We start from the raw sequence: 24664 nt of genomic DNA, 5'->3' as shown, positions 1-24664 counted from the left end.
CATCAGGAGGATGCTGCATGCTCAGTCAATACTCAAAGAAACAAAAAAAATCACTAGAGCTTTATTTTCGCTGTCTTACATCCGGCTGTATCCATGGTTGGATGAGGAACTACTATGTAGCCTATGAGTTTAAGCTCATTAATAAGCTATGGTGGAAATGGCCGTTTTTAGACGCGTTTAAACTATGGGAACTCAAAGATGATGACGATTTGAAGAAACAGATTGCTTGGCTGCTGGACGATGGGTGTCGTGAAGAGTATCGAAGTTTGCATGCTCATTTATTTGCGCTCTCCGAACAGGCACGCAACAAGTATGTGGAGGTTGGCGATGAAAAGAGTGATCATGCCAAGCTGGATGTCGTTCATAAATGTTTATACCAGCTACCTTCCGGTAACATTACCGCGTTTGGATGTGCTTGGGCAATTTATTTGAGCCGAATCGGTGTGGCCAAGAAGTACATTACGGAGGAAGAGGCTTGGGAAAACAAGATCAGAGCGGCCCGATTAATTCAGCAATCGTATAGCAGCTGGGATGACTTTTACATAGCATTTTTAGTGGGGAATCAATATTTCTCTGCTCACGAAGGCATTAAGAACTATGTGCGTATTACCGCGATGTTTGATTTGATGAGCGGCAGCTCTTTACTGTTTAACAAAGTGAAATGGGAGCAACCTTTGTTGCCGCATTAATCGTATAAAGAGTAGCGACCGTTTCCCAGTGGAGCTATTGGGAAACGGTCGCTGCATGTTATTCGGGTCTACTTCACTTGGAAGAACCAGACTAACTTATTTTTTTACCATACGGTTGTCCACTTTAGGGGACAACTCTTTTTTGTTGATGATGTAATCTTCAACAGTTTCGTACAAAGTAACGCCTGTGTTCAGCGCTTTTTTGCCTTTGAACGACTCGTAGCCGTCGCCGCCTGCGATCAGGAAGTCATTCGTAGCTACACGGTACGTTTTAGCTTCTTCAAGCGCTTTGCCGCCAACTTTTACGTCAGTAACACGGCTGCCAGCAGGTTGCTTCACGTCAAATGTAAAGGACATGCCGCCAACTTGTGGGAAGCGTCCGCCACCAGCTTCGATATCGCTAACGCCATTTTCAAGCGCAGCTTTCAAATCAGTGCCCGTAACTTCTACAACGGCTAACGTGTTAGGGAACGGAAGCACGTCATACAAGTGGCGTTTTGTAACTTCGCCGGCTGGGATAGACGTACGGATACCGCCGCCATTTGTCAAAGCAACATCTGCTTCGAAGCCTGGCATCGAGCGTGTGCGCTCCAACATTGCGTCAGCGATCATGTTACCCAAGTTCGTTTCTTCGGAGCGGATTTTATCACGGCCACCGTCCAAAGCAACGCTTGCTTTAGCAATTTTCTCGCTCAACAGTCCGTCAGCGTCTTTTTTCACTTTATCGACAAGCTTCGCAACTTCTTCGTCTGGCTTCGTATCTTTGTTGTACTCGATCAAGCCGCCGGAGAAGTGAACAAGCTCATCCTTGTGGTAGAACATATCTACGCGGCCAAGGGATTTGCTGTACTCCCAGTCTTGTACGATGTACACGCCATTTACAAGCTCTGGCTCATTAAGTTGCGTATGGGAGTGACCACCGATAATCAGGTCTACACCTTTAACTTCTTGTGCAATTTTGCGATCTTGTGCCAAGCCGGAGTGGGACACGAGAATAACGTGGTCCGCTTCTTTTTGCAATTTAGGAACCCATTGCTTCGCTGTTTCCACTGTATCTTCGAACTTCAAGCCTTTTACGTTGTCAGGATGCGTCGTAATTGGCGTTTCATCTGTTACGAGGCCAAGGAAAGCAAACTTCTTGCCTTCGATTTCTTTAATTACGTAAGGCTTCAACATTGGTTTGCCTTGTGCATCAAATACGTTTGCACCCAATACTGGGAACTTGAACATTTTTGTTAATTTCGTTAATTGTTCATGACCGAAATCAAATTCATGGTTACCAGCGACCATCATGTCATAGCCGAGTGGGTACACCACGTCTGTAACGGACTCGCCTTTGGACAAGTTAACGTAGATTGTACCTTGAATCATATCGCCTGCATCAATAAGCAGCGTATTTTTATTTTCTTCGCGAAGCGCTTTCATGAGTGTCGCCAATTTAGCGTAACCCATTTCTTTGCCGCGAGTATCTTCAGTAATGTGACCGTGCACATCATTCGTGTGTCCGATTGTCAAATGCATTGTGATGGAATCGCCCAAAGCTTTAAAGAACGCTTCACGGGAAATTGTTTCACCTGTCAATTCAAGTTCAACGCCTGCTGCTTTAGCTGCTTGCTGCACGAACGATGCAGAAGCTGGAGTATTCAGTTGCTTCAACTGCTCGGAAGTGACAACGTTCTCTTGCTTCGCCCATGTCAAAGCCTTGCCAGCCCAGTGACGGATAGATGCGTCAACTTGAGTTACCGATCTCTCTTTATCTTGTACACGTGCCAACATAACAACAACTTCTGCCATTGTGACAGGGCGCTCTAACGCCAAACCGTCTGTAGAACCAGAAATGTATTGCTTGTTCTGCATCCAATCGATATGATTAATCGGTTTAAGTGGTGCACCATAAGCTGGACTTGCAAGTACTGAAGCTAAAATCGCCGTTAAAGAAACGGCTACCCCTAATTTCGTGCGTTTCATTATGACCCCTCCGCCATCTGTGTATCATTAATAGTAGTATGGTACTAATACCATCGTAGGACATGTTCGACATCTCAACAAGAGGGAAAATAAAAGTTTTTTAAGGAAAAGCAGTTCAAAATAATCCTCTATTGTAAATCGATCACATATATTGTTTACTTTTTCTTCAATTGAAATTGAAATGGATATGGCATTTTCTGAAAATTTTATTTATTTTGAAATATGTGCTGCAAGTAGGTTGAAAATGACGACTGGAATTTGCGTTGGCCTGTAAAAAAAATGATGTTAGCGGCCATGAGTTACCGCGCAAGATTGCTTCCATGTTAGGTGAAGCGGGTGTGGGCTCGTCCACGAATGAAATCAGGCGCCTGCCAAGGGTTGGAGTCGCCATATTCGTATGCAGATTAGCTTTTCTTTTTACGTCTTACCGCAATGACTTTTATAGAAGCAAGTTGTTTGCTAGTGAGAGGCTTCACATAGGCGTAGCTGTGTTTGCGCTTGTTTTTTACACGTCCAGTTCCAGACACGACATTAGGTTTAGCTACATCCACATCGAATATTTGTGCAAGCCAACTAAAAGGATAGCTAATCGAACGTAGTCCATTTGAAGTCGATGCAAAGTTTACGGCGGCAACAAAATTGTCGCTATTGCGCAGCCATACAGAGCCGGAGTCACCTGGCAACGACACGGGAGTTGTACCTAGGACAATGGTTTGATTGCGGAACTGGATGACACCGAGATTTGCATATGTTCCATAATCGACATTAATGTCGGTACTTATGGACTCAACCGTTCCTGTAACGAATCCGGTTGTGCGCCCCTCTTTTCTCTTATTTTTGACACATCGTATGCGCCTGAATTTTCAGGGGGACTGGGCAATTAAACTATTTTTAGGGACACAAGCTGATGAAATCACAATAGCATACTGTCTAATATCCTAGATTTAAAAAGCTGACATCTCATTTACTAGATGTCAGCTTTTTGTAAGGAAAGATAAGATAAGTTCCGTGTTATCCCTTCATTTCAATTCAGCATTAAGGTTGCAACGCTTGCTTAAACTGCTCCGTAAGCAGGGGGACTACTTCAAATAAGTCGCCTACGATACCATAGTCGGCAATTTTAAAGATAGGTGCCTCGGGGTCTTTGTTAATGGCGATAATGACCCGTGATGAGCTCATACCCGCGACGTGTTGGATAGCGCCGCTAATGCCTGCGGCGATGTACAGCTCCGGCGTGACGACTTTGCCCGTCTGCCCAATTTGCAGCGCGTAGTCGCAATACCCCGCGTCACATGCTCCGCGTGAAGCGCCAACCGCGCCGCCCAATACGGCGGCCAGCTCTTCCAGCGGCTTAAAGCCGTCTGCGCTGCGTACGCCACGGCCGCCTGAGATGACGACTTTGGCTTCGCTCAAGTCGATTTTGCCTGACGTGTTTCGTACCACGTCACGGATAATCGTGTGCAGCGTAGGCTCTGGATAAGCAATCGCCTCCGTGTCTGCCGTGCGCGTTGCATTAGGCGCCAAAGGCGTGATATTGTTCGGGCGCACCGTCACGATCCAAGGGAAAGCGGTGAACGCTTTTTTCTCCAACGCTTTGCCAGCATAAATAGGACGTGTAAATAACGTCTCGCCGCTACCGTCCACTTCAATCGCAGTAACATCCGAAATCTGACCAGTGCCAAGCTCGGCGGCCAACTGTGGCGCCAAATCTTTGCCGATGGCGGTATGCCCGAAGAAAATGGCATCGGGCTGTGCCGATTGCACGACCGCATGTAGAGCAGCAAAATAAGCTTGCGGGTTGTAATGTTCTAAGTCGGCATGCTCGACTGTATATACGCGATCAGCGCCGTACTGCGCCAACTCGTTCGCCAATGCGCTTGCGCCAGCCCCAAGCAGCACGGCTGCTACAGCCGTATCGGTTCCGCCAGCTGTGCGTGCTGCGCTAATCGTTTCATAGGATACTTGGCGTAAAGATCCGCCTCTCGTTTCAGCTACAACAAGAAATGTTTTGGACATGATAAAGTCGCCTCCTTATGAATGCAAAGAAATAGGAATTAAATGACCTTCGCTTCTGTACGCAGCAGACGGAACAACTCTTGTGCCTGCGCTGCCGGCTCGCCGGAAATGATTTTTCCAGCTTGGCGGGCAGGGGGGAGCTGTAGCTCTGTGCGTGCTGTACGCGCAGCAACAGCTCCAACATCAAGATTCAAATCGTCAAGCGATAGCTCGCGGAACGGCTTTTTCTTTGCCTTCATAATGCCTTGCAAGGAAGGATAGCGCGGCTCGTTCAAGCCTTGCTGTGCTGTAAACAAAGCGGGAAGCGGCAGTTCAACCACTTCGAGATCGCCCTCAGCGTCGCGGTGAACGACTGCTTTGCCAGCGGCGATGTCCAGCTTCGTAATGGAAGAAGTGTGCGGAATGCCAAGCATTTTTGCCAATCGGACAGCAACTTGACCTGCTCCGTTATCGACGGAGAAATTGCCGCCGAGAATGATATCGTACTGCTCCTGCGCGATAAAGGCGTGCAGCGCCGCCGCTACAGCTTGCTCATCATGGCCGATGCGGTCGTCATGAATAAGCACAGCTTCGTCTGCCCCCATGGCCAGCGCGGTACGCAGCGCTTCTGCCGCTCGTTCAGGGCCGACCGACACGACCGTTACTTTTCCGCCTGCATCGTCGCGAATTTGGATAGCTTGCTCAACCGCATACTCGTCATAAGGATTAATGACGAATTTAACGCCGTCTTCGTTTACCGTACCTTGCTCGACAACGATTTTTTCCTCCGTATCAAACGTTTGCTTTACTAAGACGATAATGTTCATCTTGCACTACCCCTTTCGTTCATAAATGGATGAAGTAAGAGAATGCCGAGTAACCTCGCAGCAAATGCATCTAAGGAGAGTAACATACAGTTACACAGGCCAACATTAGGCTAAAACTCAAAAGAGTGATCTTCGACAACGTTAAACGTTACAGCTTGCTAAGGTGCTTCAATACCCTTGAAAAAGAAGTTAACCGTCCCATCAACTTGCGCGGACAGCGAATATTTTCGGCCGGAAATCAACCAAGAAGTTACGACCTCATCCATCGCTCCAAACAAGAGCAATCGTGTCAGCTTCACATCTAGATCGGGGCGGAATAGGCCCTCTTCGATCCCTTTTTGCAGCAGCTGCTCAATTAAGGTAATATATGGTTTGATCGCTTTACCTATTTCTTTGCGCAGATCTAGCGAGCTTTGACGCAGCTCAATTTGAGTCACGAAGGCAAGGTCAACATTGCCCTCCAGCTCCGTATAATGAATCTCACACACCTTACGCAGCGCTTCCTTCGCGCTGGTCGTCTGCTCGATGGTTGCGTGGAATTTACTCACAAGCTCGCCCAGCTTCTCCTGAAATAGCGAGATAAGAATATCCTCCTTCCGCTTGAAATACAAATAAATAGTACCGTCAGCGACCCCAGCCTCTTTAGCAATCCGAGCAACTTGAGAGCGGTGATACCCGTGCTCGGCAAACACTTTTAAGGCGGCTTCGAGAATTTGGGTATATTTTTCTTTTTTATTACTTGTCATGGAATCACCTCGGTGTTAAAATATGGCTAACCGATGAATGAATACTCATTCAGTTGCTGCTATCATAAAATACAAACATTTCCTTGTCAATGACATTTGCGACTTCTATGCGATGAAATCGTGCAACTGTCGGGGCGTGTAGAGTGGTCTACTAAGCTATTGTCTGATCGTGTAGGGGGAGTCGAGTTTGTATCTTCGTTATGAAGGAGCAATTGAAAGCGCTTTATTATAAAATGAATGAATGTTCATTCGTTTTCTATCATTCACTCGATAATTAAGCCATGGACATCTCAGAAAGGAGTTGGTTTTGATGCCAGGAGCGTTCGTACAGCTGTTGCTGTTTTTGGGCGTCACTGGACTCGGCGTCTATTGGTTCGCCAAAGCGGTTTACCATCGTTACTTGTACGTCAAGTTAGGGCAGCCAGTTGATTGGAACGGGCGAGTTAAGCACAATTTGCGCGAATTTATGGGGCAAGTATTCGGGCAGACGAAGCTGATGAAGGACCGCAAAAGTGGAATCATGCACTTGGTAATCTTTTATGGATTCCTCATTTTGCAGCTGGGCGCAATTGATATTATTTTCAAAGGACTGGCAGGTTACTCGTTGCCCATTCCGGGATTTGCTGCCTTCGAACTGCTGCAAGAGGTGACAGTTGCTTCTATTCTAATCGCGATGGGCTATGCTGCTTACCGCCGTTACGGAGAGAAGCTGAAGCGACTGAAAAGAGGCTGGAAGCCGAGCCTAGTTCTTTTCTTCATCTATAGCTTGATGCTGTCTGTCTTGTTTACCCAAGCATTTAGTCGTTTACGTGAAGGGTTGGAGCCGTCATGGCATGCTCCATTTTCATCGCTAATTGCAATGCCGTTCGAATGGTTAGGCATGTCGACAGGGGCAGCGACCGTGCTGTATGTCATTAGCTGGTGGGCTCACTTGCTCATTTTGCTTGCCTTTCTGGTGTATGTGCCGCAGTCCAAGCACTTTCATCTTATTACGGCACCGCTTAACATCATTTTGCGGCGTACAGAGCCTGTAGGGCGGCTTCGCAAGCTGGATCTCGAAGACGAAGAAGCGGAATCGTTCGGCGTCGGCAAAATCGAGGACTTGACGCAGAAGCAACTGGTTGACTTATATGCATGCGTGGAATGCGGCCGTTGTACGAATGTATGCCCAGCCGCGAGCACAGGGAAATGGCTGTCGCCGATGCATATGATTACGAAGATGCGTGACCATTTAACCGAAAAGGGTGCGGCTGTCACCTCGAAGTCCCCTTGGGCTCCTGCATTTGCGTTCTCAGGCGTGCAAACGCATGCGATGCAACTGGAAGGGCAGGATCTTGGAGCATGGAACGGGGCAGGCATCACTGATATTGGCGCGACGATGCAAGCACAGACTCAGTCTTGGTTGCCTGTGGCAGACGGGCGAGCGCCAGGCGAACTGGAACTTGTCGGCGACGTGATGAGTGAGTCGGAAATATGGGCTTGTACGACGTGTCGCAACTGTGAAGACCAGTGTCCCGTCGGCAACGAGCATGTCGATAAAATTATTGATATGCGCCGTTTCCTCGTCCTTACGCAAGGCAGTATGCCGCATGATGGACAGCGTGCGCTGCAAAATATTGAGCGCCAAAGCAACCCATGGGGCATCAGTCGTAACGACCGCATCAAATGGGTGCAAGAGGTTGACCCAGAGGGCGTTCTGAACGTCCCAACGGTCAAGGATAACCCGAATTTCGACGTGTTGTTCTTCGTCGGCTCGATGGGTTCCTATGACAACCGCAGCCGCAAAGTGACGCGGGCGTTCGTCCGCTTAATGAATGAAGCGGGCGTCAATTTCGCTATCCTCGGCAACGAGGAGAAAAATTCCGGCGACACGCCGCGGCGCATGGGCAATGAATTCCTATTCCAACAGCTGTGCGAAGAAAATATTCGCACTTTCCAGAAATACAATGTGCGTAAAATCGTCACGACTTGTCCGCACACGTACAACACGCTCAAGAATGAGTACCCCGAATTCGGCCTTGAAGCCGAAGTGCTGCACCATAGTGAGCTGCTTGATGAACTTGTTCGTCATAGTCGCATCGTGCCTAAGCATACGGTAAGTGAGCGTGTAACGTATCACGATTCTTGCTACTTGGGGCGCTATAACAACGTGTACGACCAGCCGCGCAACGTGTTGCGTGCGATTCAAGGCGTAGAGCTGTTGGAGATGGAGCGTACACGGGAAAATGGCATGTGCTGCGGGGCTGGCGGCGGCATGATGTGGATGGAAGAAACAGCAGGGAAAAGGGTGAACTTAGCCCGCACAGAGCAGGCGCTTGAAGTGAAGCCAACCGTGATTTCATCGGCATGTCCATTCTGTCTAACGATGATGGAAGATGGCACGAAGCTGCTGAACACGGAGGAAAGCGTGCAAACAAGGGATATTGCGGAGCTGTTGGAGCTTGCTGTATTTGGCCCCGTCTCGTCGGGGGATAAAGAAGCTGTAACGGTGTAGCTGGAATACAAACCTTTCATTTTCACAAGGCATATCTACAACAAGCTGTATCCACAACAAGGCATATCTACGAGAAAAAAGGACATCTACGAGTCTTCACTACACCTACGATTAACGACACTCTACCTTACATCTTGAGCGTTCACATCAAGCACCATCGCACATGAAGCATCACCGCACATCACGATCCCACATCACGATTTCGCACCAAGGCCGAGCAGCATCATGTTAACTTCATCTATCGCAACTCTACATGTGACAACTTAGACCACCCATCATCTTTCATACGGTTACAACATATTTAACGATATAAAGTTCGCCATTTTCCGCACAGGAGGGTTTCCGAACATGGTCAAACCGATTCAGCAAGCCGCCGTTATTGGCTCAGGTGTTATGGGAGCGGCGATTGCCGCACATTTAGCGGGTGCAGGTATCCCCTGTCTACTGCTTGATATGGTCCCAACAAAGCTTACCGAAGATGAGGAAAAAGCAGGGCTTACGCTAGAGCACCCTAAGGTGCGCAGCAAGTTCGCGACGACCGCCATTGAGCGGCTGAAGAAGACGAATCCAGCGCCGTTGTACAGCGAAGCCTTTGCAGCGCGCATCACACCAGGCAACTTAGAGGACGACTTGCATAAATTGTCCAAGGTGGACTGGGTGATTGAAGTCATCGTGGAGCGTCTCGACGTGAAGCGGCAGCTACTGCAACGCATCGAGCAAGTATGGACGCCAGGTACAATCGTGTCCTCGAACACGTCAGGTATCTCGATTAACGAGATGATCGAGCCGTGTGGGGCAGAGTTTAAACGACATTTTTTAGGCACTCATTTCTTTAATCCGCCACGCTATATGAAGCTGCTTGAAGTGATTCCAGGGCACACGACTGACCCTGAAATCGTGAAATACATGACTGCCTTCGGTGAGAAGCGCCTCGGCAAAGGTGTTGTGGCAGCTAAGGATACACCGAACTTTATTGCGAACCGCATCGGTACGTACGGCTTGCTCGTTACGCTGCGTGAGATGCTGCAAAAAGGATACACCGTCGAAGAAATCGACGCCGTTACAGGGCCTGCTATGGGCCGCCCGAAAAGCGCGACATTCCGTACGCTGGACCTTGTCGGTCTCGACACCTTCGTCCATGTGGCGGGGAATGTGCACAGCACGACGACGGATGAGTCGGAAAAAGCTATTTTTGATGTTCCGAGCGTGCTGCGTCGCATGGTTGAGCAAGGTTGGATCGGAGAGAAGCAGGGTCAAGGCTTCTACAAAAAAGTAAAAACAGCAGCCGGAAAAGAGATTCAGGCGCTGAAGTTAGAAACGATGGAGTATGCGCCTTCGCAAAAGGTGAAGGGAGCTTCCCTTGAAGCGGCCAAGGCTGCCAAAGGTACAGCAGGCAAAATGAAGGCGCTCCTCGGAGCAGGTGACCGCTATTCGGAGCTGGCGTGGAACGTGCTGAAGCCTGTACTGCTCTATTCCGCTCATAAATTGGGCGAAATCGCGGACACCATTGCCGACATCGACAATGCGATGAAGTGGGGCTTCAATTGGGACCTCGGTCCGTTTGAAGTGTGGGATGCCATCGGTCTTGTAAAAAGCGCACAGCGCATGGAGGCAGAAGGAGATGTGCTGCCACAATGGGTGAAAGCTTGGATCGAAGCGGGCAATACCAGCTTCTACGTGAAGCAAGCGGGAAGCAGCGCGTTCTATTATGACGGTGCATTAACGACCGTTGAAGCTCGTCCGGAGCATATTTCGCTGTGTGCGTTGAAAGAGCAGAGCCGAATTGTGTTGTCCAATTCGGGTGCGAACTTAATTGACATCGGCGACGATGTAGCGTGTCTGGAGTTCAGCTCGCCAAATAACGCGATTGGCGGGGACATTTTAGCGATGATTCAAAAGAGCGCGGAAGAAGTGCGGAACAACTATCGCGGTCTCGTCATTGCAAATGAAGGACGCCACTTCTGCGTCGGCGCTAACTTGATGCTTCTATTAATGGAAGCGCAGGACGGCGAATGGGATGAAGTAGACGGCATTATTCGCTTATTCCAGAACAGCATGATGGCGCTAAAACGTTTAGCGAAGCCAGTCGTTGCTGCACCACACCAGATGACGCTCGGTGGCGGAGTCGAGGCGTGTATGCCAGCGGATAAGGTCATTTTCTCAGCTGAAACGTATTATGGGCTCGTTGAAGTTGGGGTTGGTCTTATTCCAGCGGGTGGAGGTTGCAAAGAGGTAGCACTGCGCACGAGCCGTTTGGCAAGCAATCCGGAGGTCGATTTACAGCCATTTATGAATAGCTACTTCGAAACGATTGGTATGGCTAAAGTGTCGACAAGCGGTCATGACACGAAGCGGCTTGGCTATATGGCACCGCAAGATTCGGTCGTTATTAACCAAGACCACCGCATTTATGAAGCGAAAATGGCGGTGCTGGATATGGATCGCGCGGGCTATGTTGCGCCCGTTGAAGAGCGCATTCGCGTTGTTGGTGAGTCAGGCAAAGCGGTTATGCAGCTTGGTGCGTACACGATGCGCCAAGGTGGCTTCATCAGCGAGCACGACCAGCTCATTGTCAACAAGCTTGCGCATGTGTTGGCGGGCGGAAATGTGCCAGCGAACAGTTATGTGAGCGAGCAATATATGCTCGATTTGGAGCGCGAGGCGTTCTTGAGCTTAACAGGTGAGCCGAAGACACAGCAGCGGATGCAGCATATTTTAACGACAGGTAAGCCGTTGCGTAACTAGGGGCTGGAATGTGAGAGGCTTCTGGCTTCAAAGTGGCTTCAAAGTGGCTTCGATGGGAGCTGCCGTGCAATGCGATAGGGGCTACTGTTCAAAGGGTGGTTGTAAAGCGAGTTGTAAATCGAACTGTATAACGAGCCGTGTAACGAGCCCTATAAGGAGTTGCATATTGGGCTGTCATATAACAGTTACCTTGTATTGATACAATTCGTAGCGATACGTTATGTAACATTGGTTAGCGATGTGAATAAGTAATGGGATTAAATAAATGGAAATCAGATACAGGTGAGGGGAGATTACGATGAAAGAAGCAGTCATAGTGTCCATCGTGCGTACACCGATTGGCAAAGCAAAGCGCGGCAGTCTAGCGCATACACGTGCCGAGGATTTGGGACGCATCGTGTTAGATGAAGCGATTCGCCGGGCGCCGGGCCTGCGCAAAGAGGACGTCGAAGACGTCATTATCGGCTGTGCGATGCCGGAAGGAGAGCAAGGCCTTAACTTTGCCCGCATCATGTCGCTGTATGCTGACTTTCCGACGACCGTACCAGCGGTGACCGTCAACCGTTTCTGCGCATCAGGCCTTCAGTCGCTAGCTTATGCCGCTGAACGCATTATGCTCGGGCACGCGGATGTCATCGTAGCGGGCGGTGTTGAAAGCATGAGCCACGTCCCGATGACAGGCTTCAAGCTTGCACCACACCCACAGCTTGTGGCTGATATGCCGCAAGTGTACATGGGTATGGGCCACACAGCGGAAAATGTGGCGAACCGCTTTGACATTAGCCGTGAAGCACAAGACCAATTTGCTTATGACAGCCACCGCAAAGCGGCTGCGGCCATCGCGGAAGGCAAATTCAAGGATGAGATCGTGCCTGTTCCGACGAGTGTGAAGGGCATTGGTGCAGATGGGCTCCCGTGGGAGAAAAATATCGTCTTCGATACGGACGAAGGTGTTCGCTCCGACACGTCAGTAGAAGGCTTAGCCAAGCTGAAGGCGTCGTTCTCGACTAAAGGCTCGGTAACAGCGGGCAACGCCTCGCAAATGAGTGACGGTGCTGCTGCTGCTGTGCTGATGAGCAGAGAACGCGCAGAAGCGCTCGGCCTGAAGCCGATCGCGGCCTTCCGCTCCTTTGCACTAGCGGGCGTTGATCCGGAAGTAATGGGGATCGGCCCGATCGAAGCGATTCCGAAGGCGTTGAAAATGGCGGGCATTACGAAGGAGCAAGTGGCAGCCTTTGAGCTGAACGAAGCGTTTGCTTCGCAATGCTTGGCTATTATTCGTCAGCTGGAGCTGGATGAAAGCAAGGTGAACGTGAACGGGGGAGCTATTGCCCTTGGCCATCCACTCGGCTGCACAGGCACGAAGCTGACTGCATCGCTCATTCATGAGCTGCGTCGTCGTGGTGGAGGATTCGGTGTCGTGTCGATGTGTATTGGTGGTGGCATGGGAGCAGCGGGAGTGTTTGAGGTGTACGGAGAGTAAAGGCGCTTATTAAGCGCCTTACGGCAATTAATTTTTAGATGAAATTTATCCCAAATGTAAACGTAATCATTATAATATAAAGGAGAGATAGAATATGTTGGACACGAAAGTGAAAGGCGGCAGTTTCATTATTGATGATGTTGAGGCGAGCACAGTCGTTACACCGGAGGATTTTGTTGAAGAGCAGCGCATGATGATGGAGACGACGCGTGACTTTGTGGACGGTGAAGTCGTACCTCACGATGAGGAAATTGAGAAGCTCGATTATGAGCTGACCGTTAAGCTGATTCGTAAAGCGGGAGAGATTGGCTTGCTTGGCTCCGATGTGCCAGAGGAGTATGGCGGTATTGGCCTCGACAAAGTCAGCTCTACGCTCATTAATGAGACGTTAGCCAGAGCTTCATCGCTTGCGCTGTCCATCGGTGCACATGTCGGCATCGGAACGCTGCCGATCGTGTTTTTCGGAACGCCGGAGCAGAAGCGCAAATATTTGCCTACTCTGGCTACAGGCGAAAAAATAGCAGCTTACTGCTTAACAGAGCCTACTTCCGGCTCGGACGCGCTGGGAGCGAAGTCGACAGCGAAGCTGTCTGACGACGGCCAACATTACATTTTGAACGGTTCCAAAATATTTATTACGAACGCGGGCTTTGCGGACATTTTCATCGTGTATGCGAAGGTGGACGGCAAAGACTTTACGACCTTTATCGTAGAACGTGATATGGAGGGCTTTACGATCGGGCCTGAAGAGAAGAAGATGGGCATCAAAGGATCATCTACGTGTCCGCTATTTTTCGAGGATGTGAAGGTGCCTGTTGAAAATGTGCTCGGTGAAATTGGCCGTGGTCACGTTATTGCATTTAACATTTTGAACATTGGTCGATTTAAATTGGGTGCCGGCTGTCTTGGAGCAGCGAAAGAGTCGATCGATCTCAGCTCTAAATACGCGAATACGCGTACGCAGTTCGGCAAGCCATTGTCCGCGTTCCCGTTAATCGGCAAAAAGCTGGCGGACATGAACATCCGTACGTACGTAACGGAAAGCATGGTGTATCGTACGTCGGGCTTGATCGATGCAAGCATGAAGGACATTGACCAAAATCAACCGGATTCCGGTCAATTGCTGGCGAAGAGCATTGCAGAATACGCGTTGGAATGCTCCATTAATAAAGTGTTTGCGTCGGAAGTGCTGGACTTCGTCGCAGATGAAGGCGTCCAGATTCATGGCGGCTACGGTTTTACGCAGGAATATAAAATCGAGCGGATTTATCGCGATGCGCGCATTAACCGCATTTTTGAAGGCACGAACGAAATTAACCGCATGCTCATTCCTGGCACACTCGTGAAAAAGGCGATGAAAGGCGAGTTGCCTTTGATGCAAAAAGCACAAGGCCTGCAAGCGGAGCTGATGCAGATCGTACCTGGGCAGACGTTTGACGGCACGTTAGAGCATGAAGCTCATTTGCAGTCGATGGCGAAAAAGATCTTCCTGATGATCGGCGGCTTGGCGGTACAAAAGTACGGCATGGCGCTTGAGAAGCAGCAGGAAGTGCTCAGCAACTTGGCGGACGTGATGATTCTCGTCTATGCGATGGAGAGTGCGATGCTTCGTACGCGTAAAATGATTGATAAAATCGGCGAAGAAAAAGCAACGAATGCGATTGAAATGACGAAGGTATACGTGCATGAAGCATTCGATGATATTGAACGTTTTGCGAAAGAGGCCCTTGCGACGATGGAAAGTGGTGACCTATTGCGGACACAGCTGTCTATCTTGAAAAAGCTGACCCGCAACACACCGATTGATGCTGTAGCTTTGAAGCGCGGCATTGCGGCGCGTGTGATTGACGCAGAAAAATACGTCGTCTAATGGTTGTTATCGTCGAGAGAACGGCTACACGCTAACCAACAACGCCTATTGACGGCGTGAACCTGGGGAAAGGGATGAGCTTGTATGCCATTGGAGAAGCCATGGCTCTGTCATTATCCTAGTGAGATCGCCTCAACTTACGAGTATCCACAACACAACTTAGCACGGTTTCTCATTCATGCGGCACGTGACTATCCGGTCCGTACTGCCCTGTACTTTATGGGTAAAAAAATAAATTACGAGCAACTGTTGGACGCTTCGTATCGCTTTGCAAACGTGTTGACTAGCCTCGGCGTTAAGCGCGGCGACCGCGTTGCCATTATGCTACCGAACTGTCCGCAGACGGTAATTGCTTACTACGGCACGCTGATGATTGGCGCTGTCGCTGTGCTCACCAACCCGCTGTACAAGGAGCGGGAATTGGAGCATCAGCTTAACGATGCCGAAGCGAAACTCATCGTTACGCTCGATCTGCTGTTCCCACGTGTACATGCGATTAAGCGTCAGACCGAGCTTGAGCATATTATCGTAACTTCCATTAAAGATTATTTGCCGTTTCCTAAAAATGTGCTTTATCCGTTCAAAGCTAGGCGCAGTGGAGCGAATCTGGACGTCCCTTACGGCAAGGGCGTCCTCTCCTTTCGCGCTTTGCTACAGCACGCCTCGCAGGAGGCAGTATGCGTCGATGTCGATGTCGACAATGAGCTTGCGCTACTGCAATATACGGGCGGCACGACTGGTGTCGCCAAAGGCGTAATGCTGACGCACACGAACCTAATTGCGAATACGTTGCAAGCTTCCCGCTGGTTTTATAAGGCGAAGAGAGGCGAGCATGTATTTTTGGGAGCGCTTCCTTTTTTCCATGTGTTCGGGATGACGATATTAATGAACTTATCGATCGTGAGTGCCGGCACGAATGTGCTTATTCCTAAGTTTGATGCCGAAGAAATACTAGGAACGATCCATCGGCTCAAGCCGACGATGTTCCCCGGGGCGCCAACGATGTATATTGCGCTCATTAATCACCCCAAGATTGCTGAATATGATTTATCTTCTATTCAAATGTGCATTAGTGGAGCGTCTTCGCTGCCGCTTGAGGTGCAGACGAAGTTCGAGAAATTGAGCGGCTGCAAGCTAATTGAAGGTTATGGGCTGTCTGAGAGTTCACCGGTAACCCATGCTAATTTATTGTGGGGGAAGCGGAAAAATGGGACGATCGGCATTCCGTTTCCGGATACGGATGCGAAGGTGGTTGACCCTGAGACTGGCGTAGAGATGCCTGTTGGCGAGATTGGTGAGTTAGTCGTTCAGGGGCCGCAGGTGATGAAAGGGTATTGGAAGCGCCCTGACGAGACGAGTAAGATGTTGCGCGATGGTTGGCTCTATACGGGCGATATGGCCCGAATGGATGAGGAAGGATTTTTTACGGTCGTGGATCGGAAAAAAGACCTCATTATCGCGGGCGGATTCAATATTTATCCGCGTGAAATTGAAGAGGTGCTATTTGAGCATCCTCACATCCAAGAAGCTAGTGTCATCGGTGTTCCAGATGACTATCGGGGTGAAACCGTCAAAGCATACATTGTACTGCGTGCTGGCAAGCATGTAACCGAACAAGAGCTTAATGACTGGTGTCGCTCTCGGTTAGCCAGCTACAAGGTGCCGCGCCAATACGAAATTCGGTCAGAGCTGCCGAAGACGATTGCAGGCAAAGTACTAAAGCGGGCCCTGCTGGAGGAAGAGACGACCACATTGAAGCAATAAGAGCGGGCATGGGTATGAGCATGAGTATGGTGAGCGTGGTGGAGTTGTGCTCTTGTTGTGCCTTTATAGTGCCTTTGTTGTATAAGAGCAGGTACGTGTAGTACAAATCAGGAGGAATCGGTACGATGAGTTCGAAGCCAGATGTGGAAGGACAAGAGGGGTGGCTGGACACTTTGCAGGAACGTGCGCGTGGCACGTTCTGGGATTATATCGGCTGTAAAATTGTCGAAGCTTCTCCTGCTAAGGTTGTGCTTAAACTTGATGCACAGCCGCACCATTTGAACGTAATCGGCATCGTCCACGGCGGTGTGCTCGCCTCGTTACTCGATAATGCTATGGGGTTAGCTACGATGCTGCTCCGACCTAATGAGAGTACGGTTACATCGAATTTAAATATTAATTTTGTCGCACCATTGAAGGCGGATGAACTTATCGTGACCGTGGAGGTTATTCATCAGTCGCGCCGTACGCTCACTTGCACGGGCAGGGTGGAAAGCAGCAGTGGTACATTAGGAACGATTGGTACAGGAACATTCCGCGTTATATGACCTCTTTGCAGCTAAGGGATAACGGAAGTAAGCGTCTAGGAAGACGTGGAAGTCAAAGTCAAGGAACTCGTAGAAGTCATAGCAGTACTAGGAGTTTGAGTGTTCAACAAGTTCAAGTTCTACACGTAACACGCCACTCGCATATAAAAGCCCCTGAACAGCAAGTGTGTTCAGGGGCTTCTTCACTTATGGTGTTGCTATTTTCTTTAATCGCAGCAATGCTGTGGTGGCTTCAGCACGCGTTGTGTTGTCCTGTGGCTTAAACATGTGGCCGGACTTGCCTTGCATAACACCTTTTTGGACGACAGCTTGTATATACGATCTACCCCAAAATGGAATTTTTGGATCATCAGCAAAGCCAATTTGTTGTTGAATCTGAGTTGTATCCCATTTCATCGCCTTCGCAATGATGATAGCCATTTCGGCCCGACTAATCGTATCGTTCGGACGGAACGTGCCGTCAAGATAGCCTTGAATCATTCCTTGTTGCACAGCAGTATGTACGGCCGCTGTAGCCCAACTTGGAATTTGGTCGGCATCTTTAAATGGGAAGTACGAGCTTAGCTGCTGGGTAGGAACATTCAATGTTTGCAGCAGCATTTTTACGAACTGTGCTCGTGTCACCTCTGCATCTGGATAGAACAGCTGATTCGCCATACCTTCGACCATGTTCAAGGAGAAGGCTTCGCAAATGTTTTTTTCCGCCCAGTTTCCTTTCGTATCCTTAAAACATGTATCTGCTTTAACGTTAATATTCAAAGTGTATATTTTTGCACTTCCACTTTGCGCTTTTACTTCTAATGAGATTACATTCATCCCAGGTTTCAATTTGACTTTTTCCGGCTCACTAATCAATTTACCTTCATGTGAAACAGTTGCATTCGTTTGCTCGACAGCCATACGAAGCTCAATCTCATCGCTTAACGATTCGATCGTGTAGGATGTGATTTGCGGCGAAAAATTAGGTGAAAGCAATAATTCTTTATCCAGTGCACGAACAGATAATGTACGCAGGTTTGAGTTACTAGACTTATTTTCGATAGAAGATGATGTGCCAGATGACCAAGATGAATCTGAAGAACTGGAAACATAATCATTATTGTTTGAGCTTGGCGTAGGCAGAGTCCACATAGAGCTGCTTAATTCCGCACTCATATTATTCGTATCATCAACAGCTTTTACCGTAAAAATATAGTTCGAGTTAGGATTGAGCCCTGTCACGAGGTGTGAATATACGCTGCTAGTGACTGTTGTAATCGGCGTTATCTGTCTTGCTTCATAAACATTGTATTGCTTTACGTTTACGTTATCTGAAGCTGCTGGCCAGTTTAACATTGCACTGGTCTGCGTTACATTACTGATCTTTAACGTCCCCATATTCGGCCAAATTGGAGCTTCTGCATCTGCTGTTAAGTTTGGTAATGTCTTTACTGTCGTCGAAAGAACACTGCTACTTTTTCCGTCAACACTAATCGCTTTAACAGATAACGAGTAATCTGAATTTGCATCTAATCCGGTAATCGTGTGCGTATTCAAGTTTCCATCAACAGTAATCGTATTTGATGTTGCTCCCGTTTGCTCGATTACATATTGTGTTATTCCGCTAGCAGCATTTGCTTTAGGCCAATTTAGTACAACCTCTGTTTGCGTTACATTAGTTACCTCCAACATGCTTTTTTCAGGCCAAGTTGGCGTATTAACATCAGGGATTTGATTTTTATCGGGTGTAACCACAGATAAATAGATTTCCCCACTCATATTATTAGCTGCATCTACTGCTCTAATGATCAAATCATATCGGTTATCTGGGCTAAGTCCAGTAAGGTCGTATGAATGCACATTGCCGCTTACCGTTAATAATGGATAAGGAGCCCAGCTTCCAAAAATTTTGTATCTTTCAACACCCACGTTATCTGTGGCTTTAGGCCAGCTAATAGTTGCTGATGTTGGCTTAAGGTTAGTTACAGATGGCTGCTCATTATTCGGCCAGATTGGTGCCTCGGTGTCAGTTGATATAGCTCGTCCGGTACTGTTAAATACCGTAAGTGTGCTGCTCTGATGTGTTCCAACGGCGATATCAGAAATTCCATCCTTATCAAAGTCTCCCGTTGCAAATGAGAGGGCTTTTCCGTATAAATTACCGCTAGCATCACTTTGGAATTTTCCGCTACCATCGCCCTTCAGGACCGTAATGGAGGAGGGGCCATTTGCAGCAACGATATCAACGATTTGGTCACCATTAAAATCGCCTGTTTCCAGTTGATATTGCTCAAAGTTTAATGGGATAACATCGCTTGATTGAAATTCTCCGTTCCCTAAGCCAAGAAATACGTTAATACTCTTACCAACGTAATTGTTAACTGCAATATCAAGATTTCCATCTTTATTAAAATCCTCAATTGCGATACCACGTGGAGCCCGGTCTGTATTGAAATAAGGCTTTTCTATAAAGCTTCCGTCGCCATTTCCAAGCAAGATGCCAATTCTGTCTCCAAATGCTCCAAAAACAAGATCTTGATTACCATCGTTGTTGAAATCGGCTGTACGCACATTCCGAGCTGTAGTATGACCTACGCCTAAATTACTTTTGATAGCGGTATCAAAATTTCCATCGCTCCTACCTAAGAAGAGAGACCAAGAACGTTTACTGTCGTCAGTTACGACTAAATCCCAATTGCCGTCATTATTGAAGTCTGCTGTAGTTATAGTGTCGGCATTCTCATCATTTATTACTGGATTTCCATATTGAAATTGGCCATTTCCGCTTCCTAATAAAATTCCAATTTCTTTTCTATAGTTTTTGCTGATTGCGATATCTACGTTTCCATCTTTGTTATAGTCTCCTACGGCTGCAGAATTAACGGGGTCGTCTAGCTTTATAGTATAATTTAAATAAAAATTCCCAGTTGGTGTACCCTCAAAAAAGTAAGCCTTTAGATCGTGAAAGGAAAATACAATTAAATCATCATTTCCATCTTTATTAGTATCTGTTCTTACGATTTCGTCAGGATATGCTCCCACCATATAGGACTGCGGTGCTTCTGACCATTTACTTGCCAATAAAGTTTGCGGCATCAATAAAGTGCTGATACAAAGAACTGCCACTAACCATTTCAAGCGTGAAATTTTCCTCTTATTCATGATCATTTAAATATTTCATCTCCTTATGTAGCTCTTTTATACTACTTATTTGTTTAATCGTTCATATAAATAGTAGTAGAAGAAAAATTTATGTATGAAATAATAATACCATATCAAACCAACTTATAACATAAGTGTTCATATATTCATATTAAATCATGACGATAGAAGCGCGTAAATACGCAAAAAAGCCTGTTGCTCTCGATGTATTGAATACAATAAGAGTAACAGGCATATTTTTATATAAAAGTATAATTACATTTTACAATTCGTCAAATCCGTTGTCTTCGCCAACCTTACCGTAGTTGCGTGATTTCGCTTCGAAGAAGTCTGTCTTCGTCGAGTTCAGCGCATCATCGGAGAACGGCTTAATCCAAGGCATGCAGTTTACGTCTACGCCTTCGTATGCCTTTTCCATACCGAGCATCACGAGGCGGCGGTTTGCGATGTACTTGATGTAATCGCCCAGCTCTTTCAAGTCGATACCTTTTACGCTGTGCAACGTGTAGTGTGCCCAGTTCGTTTCGAGTTCAACCGCACGGTCGATCATTTTGTACAAGAAATCCATGTTTTCTTTTGTGTTCAACTCAGGGAAGTCAACCAATAGCTGCTTGAACACTTCTGCGAAGAAGAAGCAGTGGTGATTCTCATCACGCTGAATGTAAGAAATCATTTGGCTTGTCGCCATCATCTTCTGGTCACGCGCCAAGTTGTAGAAGAACGCGAACGTACTGTAGAAGAAGATGCCTTCAAGGATTAAATCCGCTACAAGCGTTTCAAAGAACGTCTGCGGCGTAGGGTTGTCACGGAAGTTTTGATACACGTCTGCGATAAAGCGGTTACGCTCCAACAGTACTTCGTCGTGCTTCCAATACTCGAAGATTTCTTTTTGCTCTTCAAGCGACACCAAAGAAGACAGAACGTAAGAATAGGACTGATTGTGTACAACTTCTTGCTGTCCAATAATCGCTGCTACTGCTTCAAGTGAAGAGTCAGTGAAGTATTGTTTGACGTCGCCTACGAACATTGTTTGCATCGAGTCGAGGACAGCGAGCAAGCCAATGTTGATCTTGAACGTTCTGCGCTCTTCATCATCCAAGAGCTGGAATTGCTGTGCATCTTTTGACATCGGAATTTCATCTGCAATCCAATGGTTCAAGAGAAGCACTTTGTACAATTTATACATATGAGGCATGCGGATATCATCCCAGTTCAAAATGCCTGAGCATTCTCCAAGGATGATGCGTGTTGATTTATTCGGTGCATTGGTATTAAAAATAAGCTGGCGTTCCAATTGACGGTCCATCAATGTCATCGTTTATCTCCCTTTCGATTTAAAATGGCCGTATTTAGCCCTTGCTATGCATGTACGATATGCATGTACGAAGTCATACTAACGTGCCGAAAGTGCTTGAGCATGTTGAACGTGTCGAACATGTCGAACGCGTCGAGGGAAAATCTTGCAGCTTAGGAGCTGCAAGATTCACATTCTTCAACAGTGAGCGCTTGGCTACGCACGTAGTAAGTCGATTTCATGCCTGCTTTCCATGCGTGCAGGTGCAAGTTCAAGAAGTCAACAGCGCGAATATCAGGGCGCACGTACAAGTTAAAGCTTTGGCCTTGGTCAATATGACGCTGACGTGCGGACGCCATACGGATCGACCAGTTCTGATCAAGACGGAACGCTGTTTTGTAGTACCAAATCGTCTTCTCGGACAAATCTGGTGCCGGATTAGCAATTTTGTACGTCGTCTTCTCTTCGTAGCTGAGAAGCTCGTACACAGGGTCGATACTTGCTGTCGAGCCTGCGATAATCGATGTCGAGCCGTTAGGTGCTACAGCCATCAACCAACCGTTACGCATACCGTTGACGCGTACAGCTTCAGCAAGTTCTTGCCATTGCTCTGTCGTAACAAATTTACCAGGGCGGTTGCCTGTCGTGTAATCGCGATCCTCGAAGTAGCGACCATTTTCCCACTCAGAGCCTTTGAAGCGTGAGTATGAGCCTTTTTCCTGTGCTAAGCCCATGCTCGATTTAACCGCTAAATAGTTAATATGCTCGTAAAGATTGTCGTTAAACGTAACTGCCTCTTCGGACTCCCAAGCAATACCTTCCAAAGCAAGGAGGTGGTGCAAGCCGAACGTGCCTAGACCGATTGCACGGTAGCGACGGTTCGTGTGTTGCGCTTGTAGAACTTCAATATTGTTAATGTCGATAACGTTGTCGAGCATGCGTACTTGAATCGGCACGAGGCGCTCCAATACGTTTGCACGTACTGCGCGAGCCAAGTGGATGGAGTTCAAGTTACATACAACGAAATCACCAGGTGTTTTCGTAATGATAATACGTGTTTCGCCATCTTTGTCGACTAGTTCTTCATGCTCAATTACAGTCGCCGATTGGTTCTGGAAAATTTCCGTACACAAGTTTGAGCAGTAGATCATGCCGTGGCCTTTGTTCGGGTTCGCACGGTTTGCTGCGTCTTTGTAGAACATGTACGGTGTACCTGTTTCCAACTGCGATTTCATAATGCGCTTCATAATGTCGATAGCTGGCAATGTAATGCGCGGCAGATCTGGGTTAGCAACTGCCTCTGCATATTTTTCACGGAATTCGCCTGCGCCTTGCTTCTCGTCATAAAAATCTTCCAAACCGAGTGCGCGGCCTTTTGCGTCTTTCCAGCCCATAATCTTCTTCACTTGGTGCGGGCAGAACAAATGCCATTCCTCACGTTGTTCAACAGCCTCCAAGTACAAATCAGGGAAGCTTACACCGTGGAAAATATCATGCGCACGCATGCGCTCGTCACCGTTGTTCAACTTCAAGTCCAAGAAGGACAAGATGTCCTTATGGAATACGTCCAAGTAAACTGCGATTGCGCCTTTACGTGTACCGAGTTGGTCTACGCTGACAGCCGTATTGTTCAATTGGCGAATCCATGGGATAACGCCAGAGCTTGTATTTTTGTGGCCACGAATATCGGAACCGCGAGCACGTACTTTACCGAGGTATACGCCGATACCGCCACCCATTTTGCTCAAACGTGCGATGTCCGTGTTGGAATCGAAAATGCCTTCCAGCGAGTCGTCGACCGTGTCGATAAAGCAGCTGGACAATTGACCAGCGACTTTCTTACCTGCGTTAGCCATCGTTGGCGTAGCAGCAGTCATGTACAGGTTACTCATCGCCCAGTACGCTTCTTTAGCCAATTCTACGCGGCGCTCCGCTGGCTCGCGGTGCATCAAGTACATCGCAATAATCATGTAACGCTCTTGCGGAAGCTCCATCGTGCGGTTCTCAAAGTCTGTTGCCAAGTAGCGCTCAGCAAGTGTGAGCAAGCCGATGTAGTCAAACGTTTCATCGCAAGTTGGGTTAATCGCTTCACCAAGGTCGCGAATTTGCTCAGGTGTGTATGCCTCAAGCAAATCTGCACGGTATACGCCGATGTCAACGAGCTTTTTAATTAATTTATTAAAATCGCCGTAAGGCTCATCTGGATATGCTTTGTAGTTGCGGTGCAATGCTGCTTCTTTATACAGCTTCGTCAGCAACGAGCGTGCAGCTACGAATTTCCAATCCGGTTCTTCTTTTGTGACGAGCTCCAAAGCTGTCATAATGCTAGCTTGTGTAATGTCCGCTGCTTGTACAGCGCTGTGACGCAGCTTGCCCAACACGCCACGATACCAACGTTCTCGATCAAGGTGTGGGTAAGAGGCCATGATGCGTTCACCGTAGCGCGTAATGCGCTCTACATCAAAAGCAAGTGAGCGATTGTTAGGTTTCAAGACCGTTTGAATCGTGTTAGTTGTAAGCATCCTTGTTCCTCCTTGAACATCTGTGAAAATTAGTTATAAATATAAAAAACAACCTGTAAGGTTGAGCGTAATCGGCCATGATTGTATGGTGATATGCGTTGTAGAGCAACGGGCTGTTCAGCGACGGATGCGCACCGTATGTATGTTTAACGGGCGCAAAAAATCGACCGTCTGCCGTAGTCAGACGATTCAACGTAATACTTGCGACGCTAATCTGAACATTTTTCTTGTTATAGAGCAATATGGTATAAAGCACTGTCATTCAGTGGTGTTACCATGCCTCGGAGTATTATCATGTCCCAATAGGATGGGAGACCGTCATTGCGGTTCTAAATGATCTCACAGCAAGTAGCTGTAGTGCATTTTTACTGGAAAAATTAGCTTGTGGCGGTGGTAGAAACACAACGTATTTGAACGTTCTTTCCTCTTGTTCCAACCGTTGCCTTTACGTGCTAGAATGCGCGAAAATTCAATATCTTGTTGCGCATTAGTAACTATACTACAAGATATTGTGTATGTAAATAGGCCTTCGTGATAAGAAGTAGTTCCCTTACTTATGTACCAGCCTCTTATTTTAA

15 protein-coding genes are annotated in these 24664 nt (G+C 47.7%); 7 read left to right on the top strand and 8 right to left on the bottom strand.

Annotation, left to right across the window (positions count from 1 at the left end; all coding sequences use genetic code 11):
- Positions 1-17: 17 nt before the first annotated feature.
- A complete protein-coding gene (locus KIK04_RS08560) occupies positions 18-689 on the top strand; it encodes a DUF1266 domain-containing protein (protein ID WP_232277845.1) in 672 nt (223 codons plus the stop codon).
- A gap of 96 nt (positions 690-785) precedes the next feature.
- Here KIK04_RS08560 and KIK04_RS08555 read toward each other — a convergent pair whose 3' ends face one another.
- The 5 genes from KIK04_RS08555 to KIK04_RS08535 form a co-directional block, all read right to left on the bottom strand.
- A complete protein-coding gene (locus KIK04_RS08555; RefSeq protein ID WP_232277844.1) occupies positions 786-2657 on the bottom strand; it encodes a bifunctional metallophosphatase/5'-nucleotidase in 1872 nt (623 codons plus the stop codon).
- A gap of 404 nt (positions 2658-3061) precedes the next feature.
- Complete coding sequence (locus tag KIK04_RS08550; protein ID WP_232277843.1) at positions 3062-3346, bottom strand: hypothetical protein; 285 nt, start codon at positions 3344-3346, stop codon at positions 3062-3064.
- 346 nt (positions 3347-3692) lie between these two features.
- The gene (locus tag KIK04_RS08545) at positions 3693-4673 is read right to left on the bottom strand and encodes an electron transfer flavoprotein subunit alpha/FixB family protein (protein ID WP_232277842.1); all 981 of its coding nucleotides are present in this window, start codon (positions 4671-4673) and stop codon (positions 3693-3695) included.
- A gap of 38 nt (positions 4674-4711) precedes the next feature.
- Positions 4712-5479 (bottom strand): electron transfer flavoprotein subunit beta/FixA family protein, encoded by a 768-nt coding sequence (locus KIK04_RS08540; RefSeq protein ID WP_232277841.1) that lies wholly within the window; start codon positions 5477-5479, stop codon positions 4712-4714.
- A gap of 158 nt (positions 5480-5637) precedes the next feature.
- The gene (locus tag KIK04_RS08535) at positions 5638-6225 is read right to left on the bottom strand and encodes a fatty acid metabolism transcriptional regulator FadR (protein ID WP_232277840.1); all 588 of its coding nucleotides are present in this window, start codon (positions 6223-6225) and stop codon (positions 5638-5640) included.
- A gap of 310 nt (positions 6226-6535) precedes the next feature.
- On the opposite strand from KIK04_RS08535, the gene KIK04_RS08530 reads away from it, so the two are divergent.
- The 6 genes from KIK04_RS08530 (at position 6536) to KIK04_RS08505 (ending at position 17129) form a co-directional block, all read left to right on the top strand.
- The gene (locus tag KIK04_RS08530) at positions 6536-8719 is read left to right on the top strand and encodes a heterodisulfide reductase-related iron-sulfur binding cluster (RefSeq protein ID WP_232277839.1); all 2184 of its coding nucleotides are present in this window, start codon (positions 6536-6538) and stop codon (positions 8717-8719) included.
- Between the two features lie 348 nt (positions 8720-9067).
- Complete coding sequence (locus tag KIK04_RS08525) at positions 9068-11464, top strand: 3-hydroxyacyl-CoA dehydrogenase/enoyl-CoA hydratase family protein (RefSeq protein WP_232277838.1); 2397 nt, start codon at positions 9068-9070, stop codon at positions 11462-11464.
- A 298-nt stretch (positions 11465-11762) separates the two neighbouring features.
- Positions 11763-12947: an acetyl-CoA C-acyltransferase gene (locus tag KIK04_RS08520; RefSeq protein ID WP_232277837.1), complete on the top strand. Its 1185-nt coding sequence runs from the start codon at positions 11763-11765 to the stop codon at positions 12945-12947.
- Between the two features lie 94 nt (positions 12948-13041).
- Positions 13042-14817: an acyl-CoA dehydrogenase FadE gene (locus tag KIK04_RS08515; protein ID WP_232277836.1), complete on the top strand. Its 1776-nt coding sequence runs from the start codon at positions 13042-13044 to the stop codon at positions 14815-14817.
- A gap of 84 nt (positions 14818-14901) precedes the next feature.
- Complete coding sequence (locus KIK04_RS08510) at positions 14902-16581, top strand: long-chain-fatty-acid--CoA ligase (RefSeq protein WP_232277835.1); 1680 nt, start codon at positions 14902-14904, stop codon at positions 16579-16581.
- Positions 16582-16706: 125 nt separating this feature from the next.
- Positions 16707-17129: a PaaI family thioesterase gene (locus KIK04_RS08505; protein ID WP_232277834.1), complete on the top strand. Its 423-nt coding sequence runs from the start codon at positions 16707-16709 to the stop codon at positions 17127-17129.
- A gap of 186 nt (positions 17130-17315) precedes the next feature.
- On the opposite strand, the gene KIK04_RS08500 is transcribed toward KIK04_RS08505, so the two are convergent.
- The 3 genes from KIK04_RS08500 to KIK04_RS08490 all read right to left on the bottom strand — a co-directional run bounded on the left by KIK04_RS08500 (position 17316) and on the right by KIK04_RS08490 (position 24086).
- Complete coding sequence (locus KIK04_RS08500; RefSeq protein ID WP_232277833.1) at positions 17316-20276, bottom strand: FG-GAP-like repeat-containing protein; 2961 nt, start codon at positions 20274-20276, stop codon at positions 17316-17318.
- A 256-nt stretch (positions 20277-20532) separates the two neighbouring features.
- Entirely contained in the window at positions 20533-21564 is a 1032-nt protein-coding gene (locus KIK04_RS08495; RefSeq protein WP_232278659.1) for a ribonucleotide-diphosphate reductase subunit beta, read from the bottom strand.
- A gap of 173 nt (positions 21565-21737) precedes the next feature.
- Entirely contained in the window at positions 21738-24086 is a 2349-nt protein-coding gene (locus tag KIK04_RS08490) for a ribonucleoside-diphosphate reductase subunit alpha (protein ID WP_232277832.1), read from the bottom strand.
- Positions 24087-24664: the final 578 nt, after the last annotated feature.

It is taken from the genome of Paenibacillus sp. 481 (genome assembly GCF_021223605.1).
In the GTDB taxonomy this organism is placed as follows: domain Bacteria; phylum Bacillota; class Bacilli; order Paenibacillales; family Paenibacillaceae; genus Paenibacillus_B.
This window is presented reverse-complemented; position numbering and strand designations above follow the sequence as displayed.

Excerpts from the sequence above, each read along its gene's own strand:
- KIK04_RS08535 (WP_232277840.1), bottom strand. The coding sequence starts at position 6,225 with ATGACAAGTAATAAAAAAGAAAAATATACCCAAATTCTCGAAGCCGCC.
- KIK04_RS08510 (WP_232277835.1), top strand. The coding sequence starts at position 14,902 with ATGCCATTGGAGAAGCCATGGCTCTGTCATTATCCTAGTGAGATCGCC.
- KIK04_RS08490 (WP_232277832.1), bottom strand. The coding sequence starts at position 24,086 with ATGCTTACAACTAACACGATTCAAACGGTCTTGAAACCTAACAATCGC.
- KIK04_RS08540 (WP_232277841.1), bottom strand. The coding sequence starts at position 5,479 with ATGAACATTATCGTCTTAGTAAAGCAAACGTTTGATACGGAGGAAAAA.
- KIK04_RS08560 (WP_232277845.1), top strand. The coding sequence starts at position 18 with ATGCTCAGTCAATACTCAAAGAAACAAAAAAAATCACTAGAGCTTTAT.
- KIK04_RS08530 (WP_232277839.1), top strand. The coding sequence starts at position 6,536 with ATGCCAGGAGCGTTCGTACAGCTGTTGCTGTTTTTGGGCGTCACTGGA.
- KIK04_RS08500 (WP_232277833.1), bottom strand. The coding sequence starts at position 20,276 with ATGATCATGAATAAGAGGAAAATTTCACGCTTGAAATGGTTAGTGGCA.
- KIK04_RS08520 (WP_232277837.1), top strand. The coding sequence starts at position 11,763 with ATGAAAGAAGCAGTCATAGTGTCCATCGTGCGTACACCGATTGGCAAA.
- KIK04_RS08515 (WP_232277836.1), top strand. The coding sequence starts at position 13,042 with ATGTTGGACACGAAAGTGAAAGGCGGCAGTTTCATTATTGATGATGTT.
- KIK04_RS08525 (WP_232277838.1), top strand. The coding sequence starts at position 9,068 with ATGGTCAAACCGATTCAGCAAGCCGCCGTTATTGGCTCAGGTGTTATG.
- KIK04_RS08505 (WP_232277834.1), top strand. The coding sequence starts at position 16,707 with ATGAGTTCGAAGCCAGATGTGGAAGGACAAGAGGGGTGGCTGGACACT.
- KIK04_RS08555 (WP_232277844.1), bottom strand. The coding sequence starts at position 2,657 with ATGAAACGCACGAAATTAGGGGTAGCCGTTTCTTTAACGGCGATTTTA.
- KIK04_RS08545 (WP_232277842.1), bottom strand. The coding sequence starts at position 4,673 with ATGTCCAAAACATTTCTTGTTGTAGCTGAAACGAGAGGCGGATCTTTA.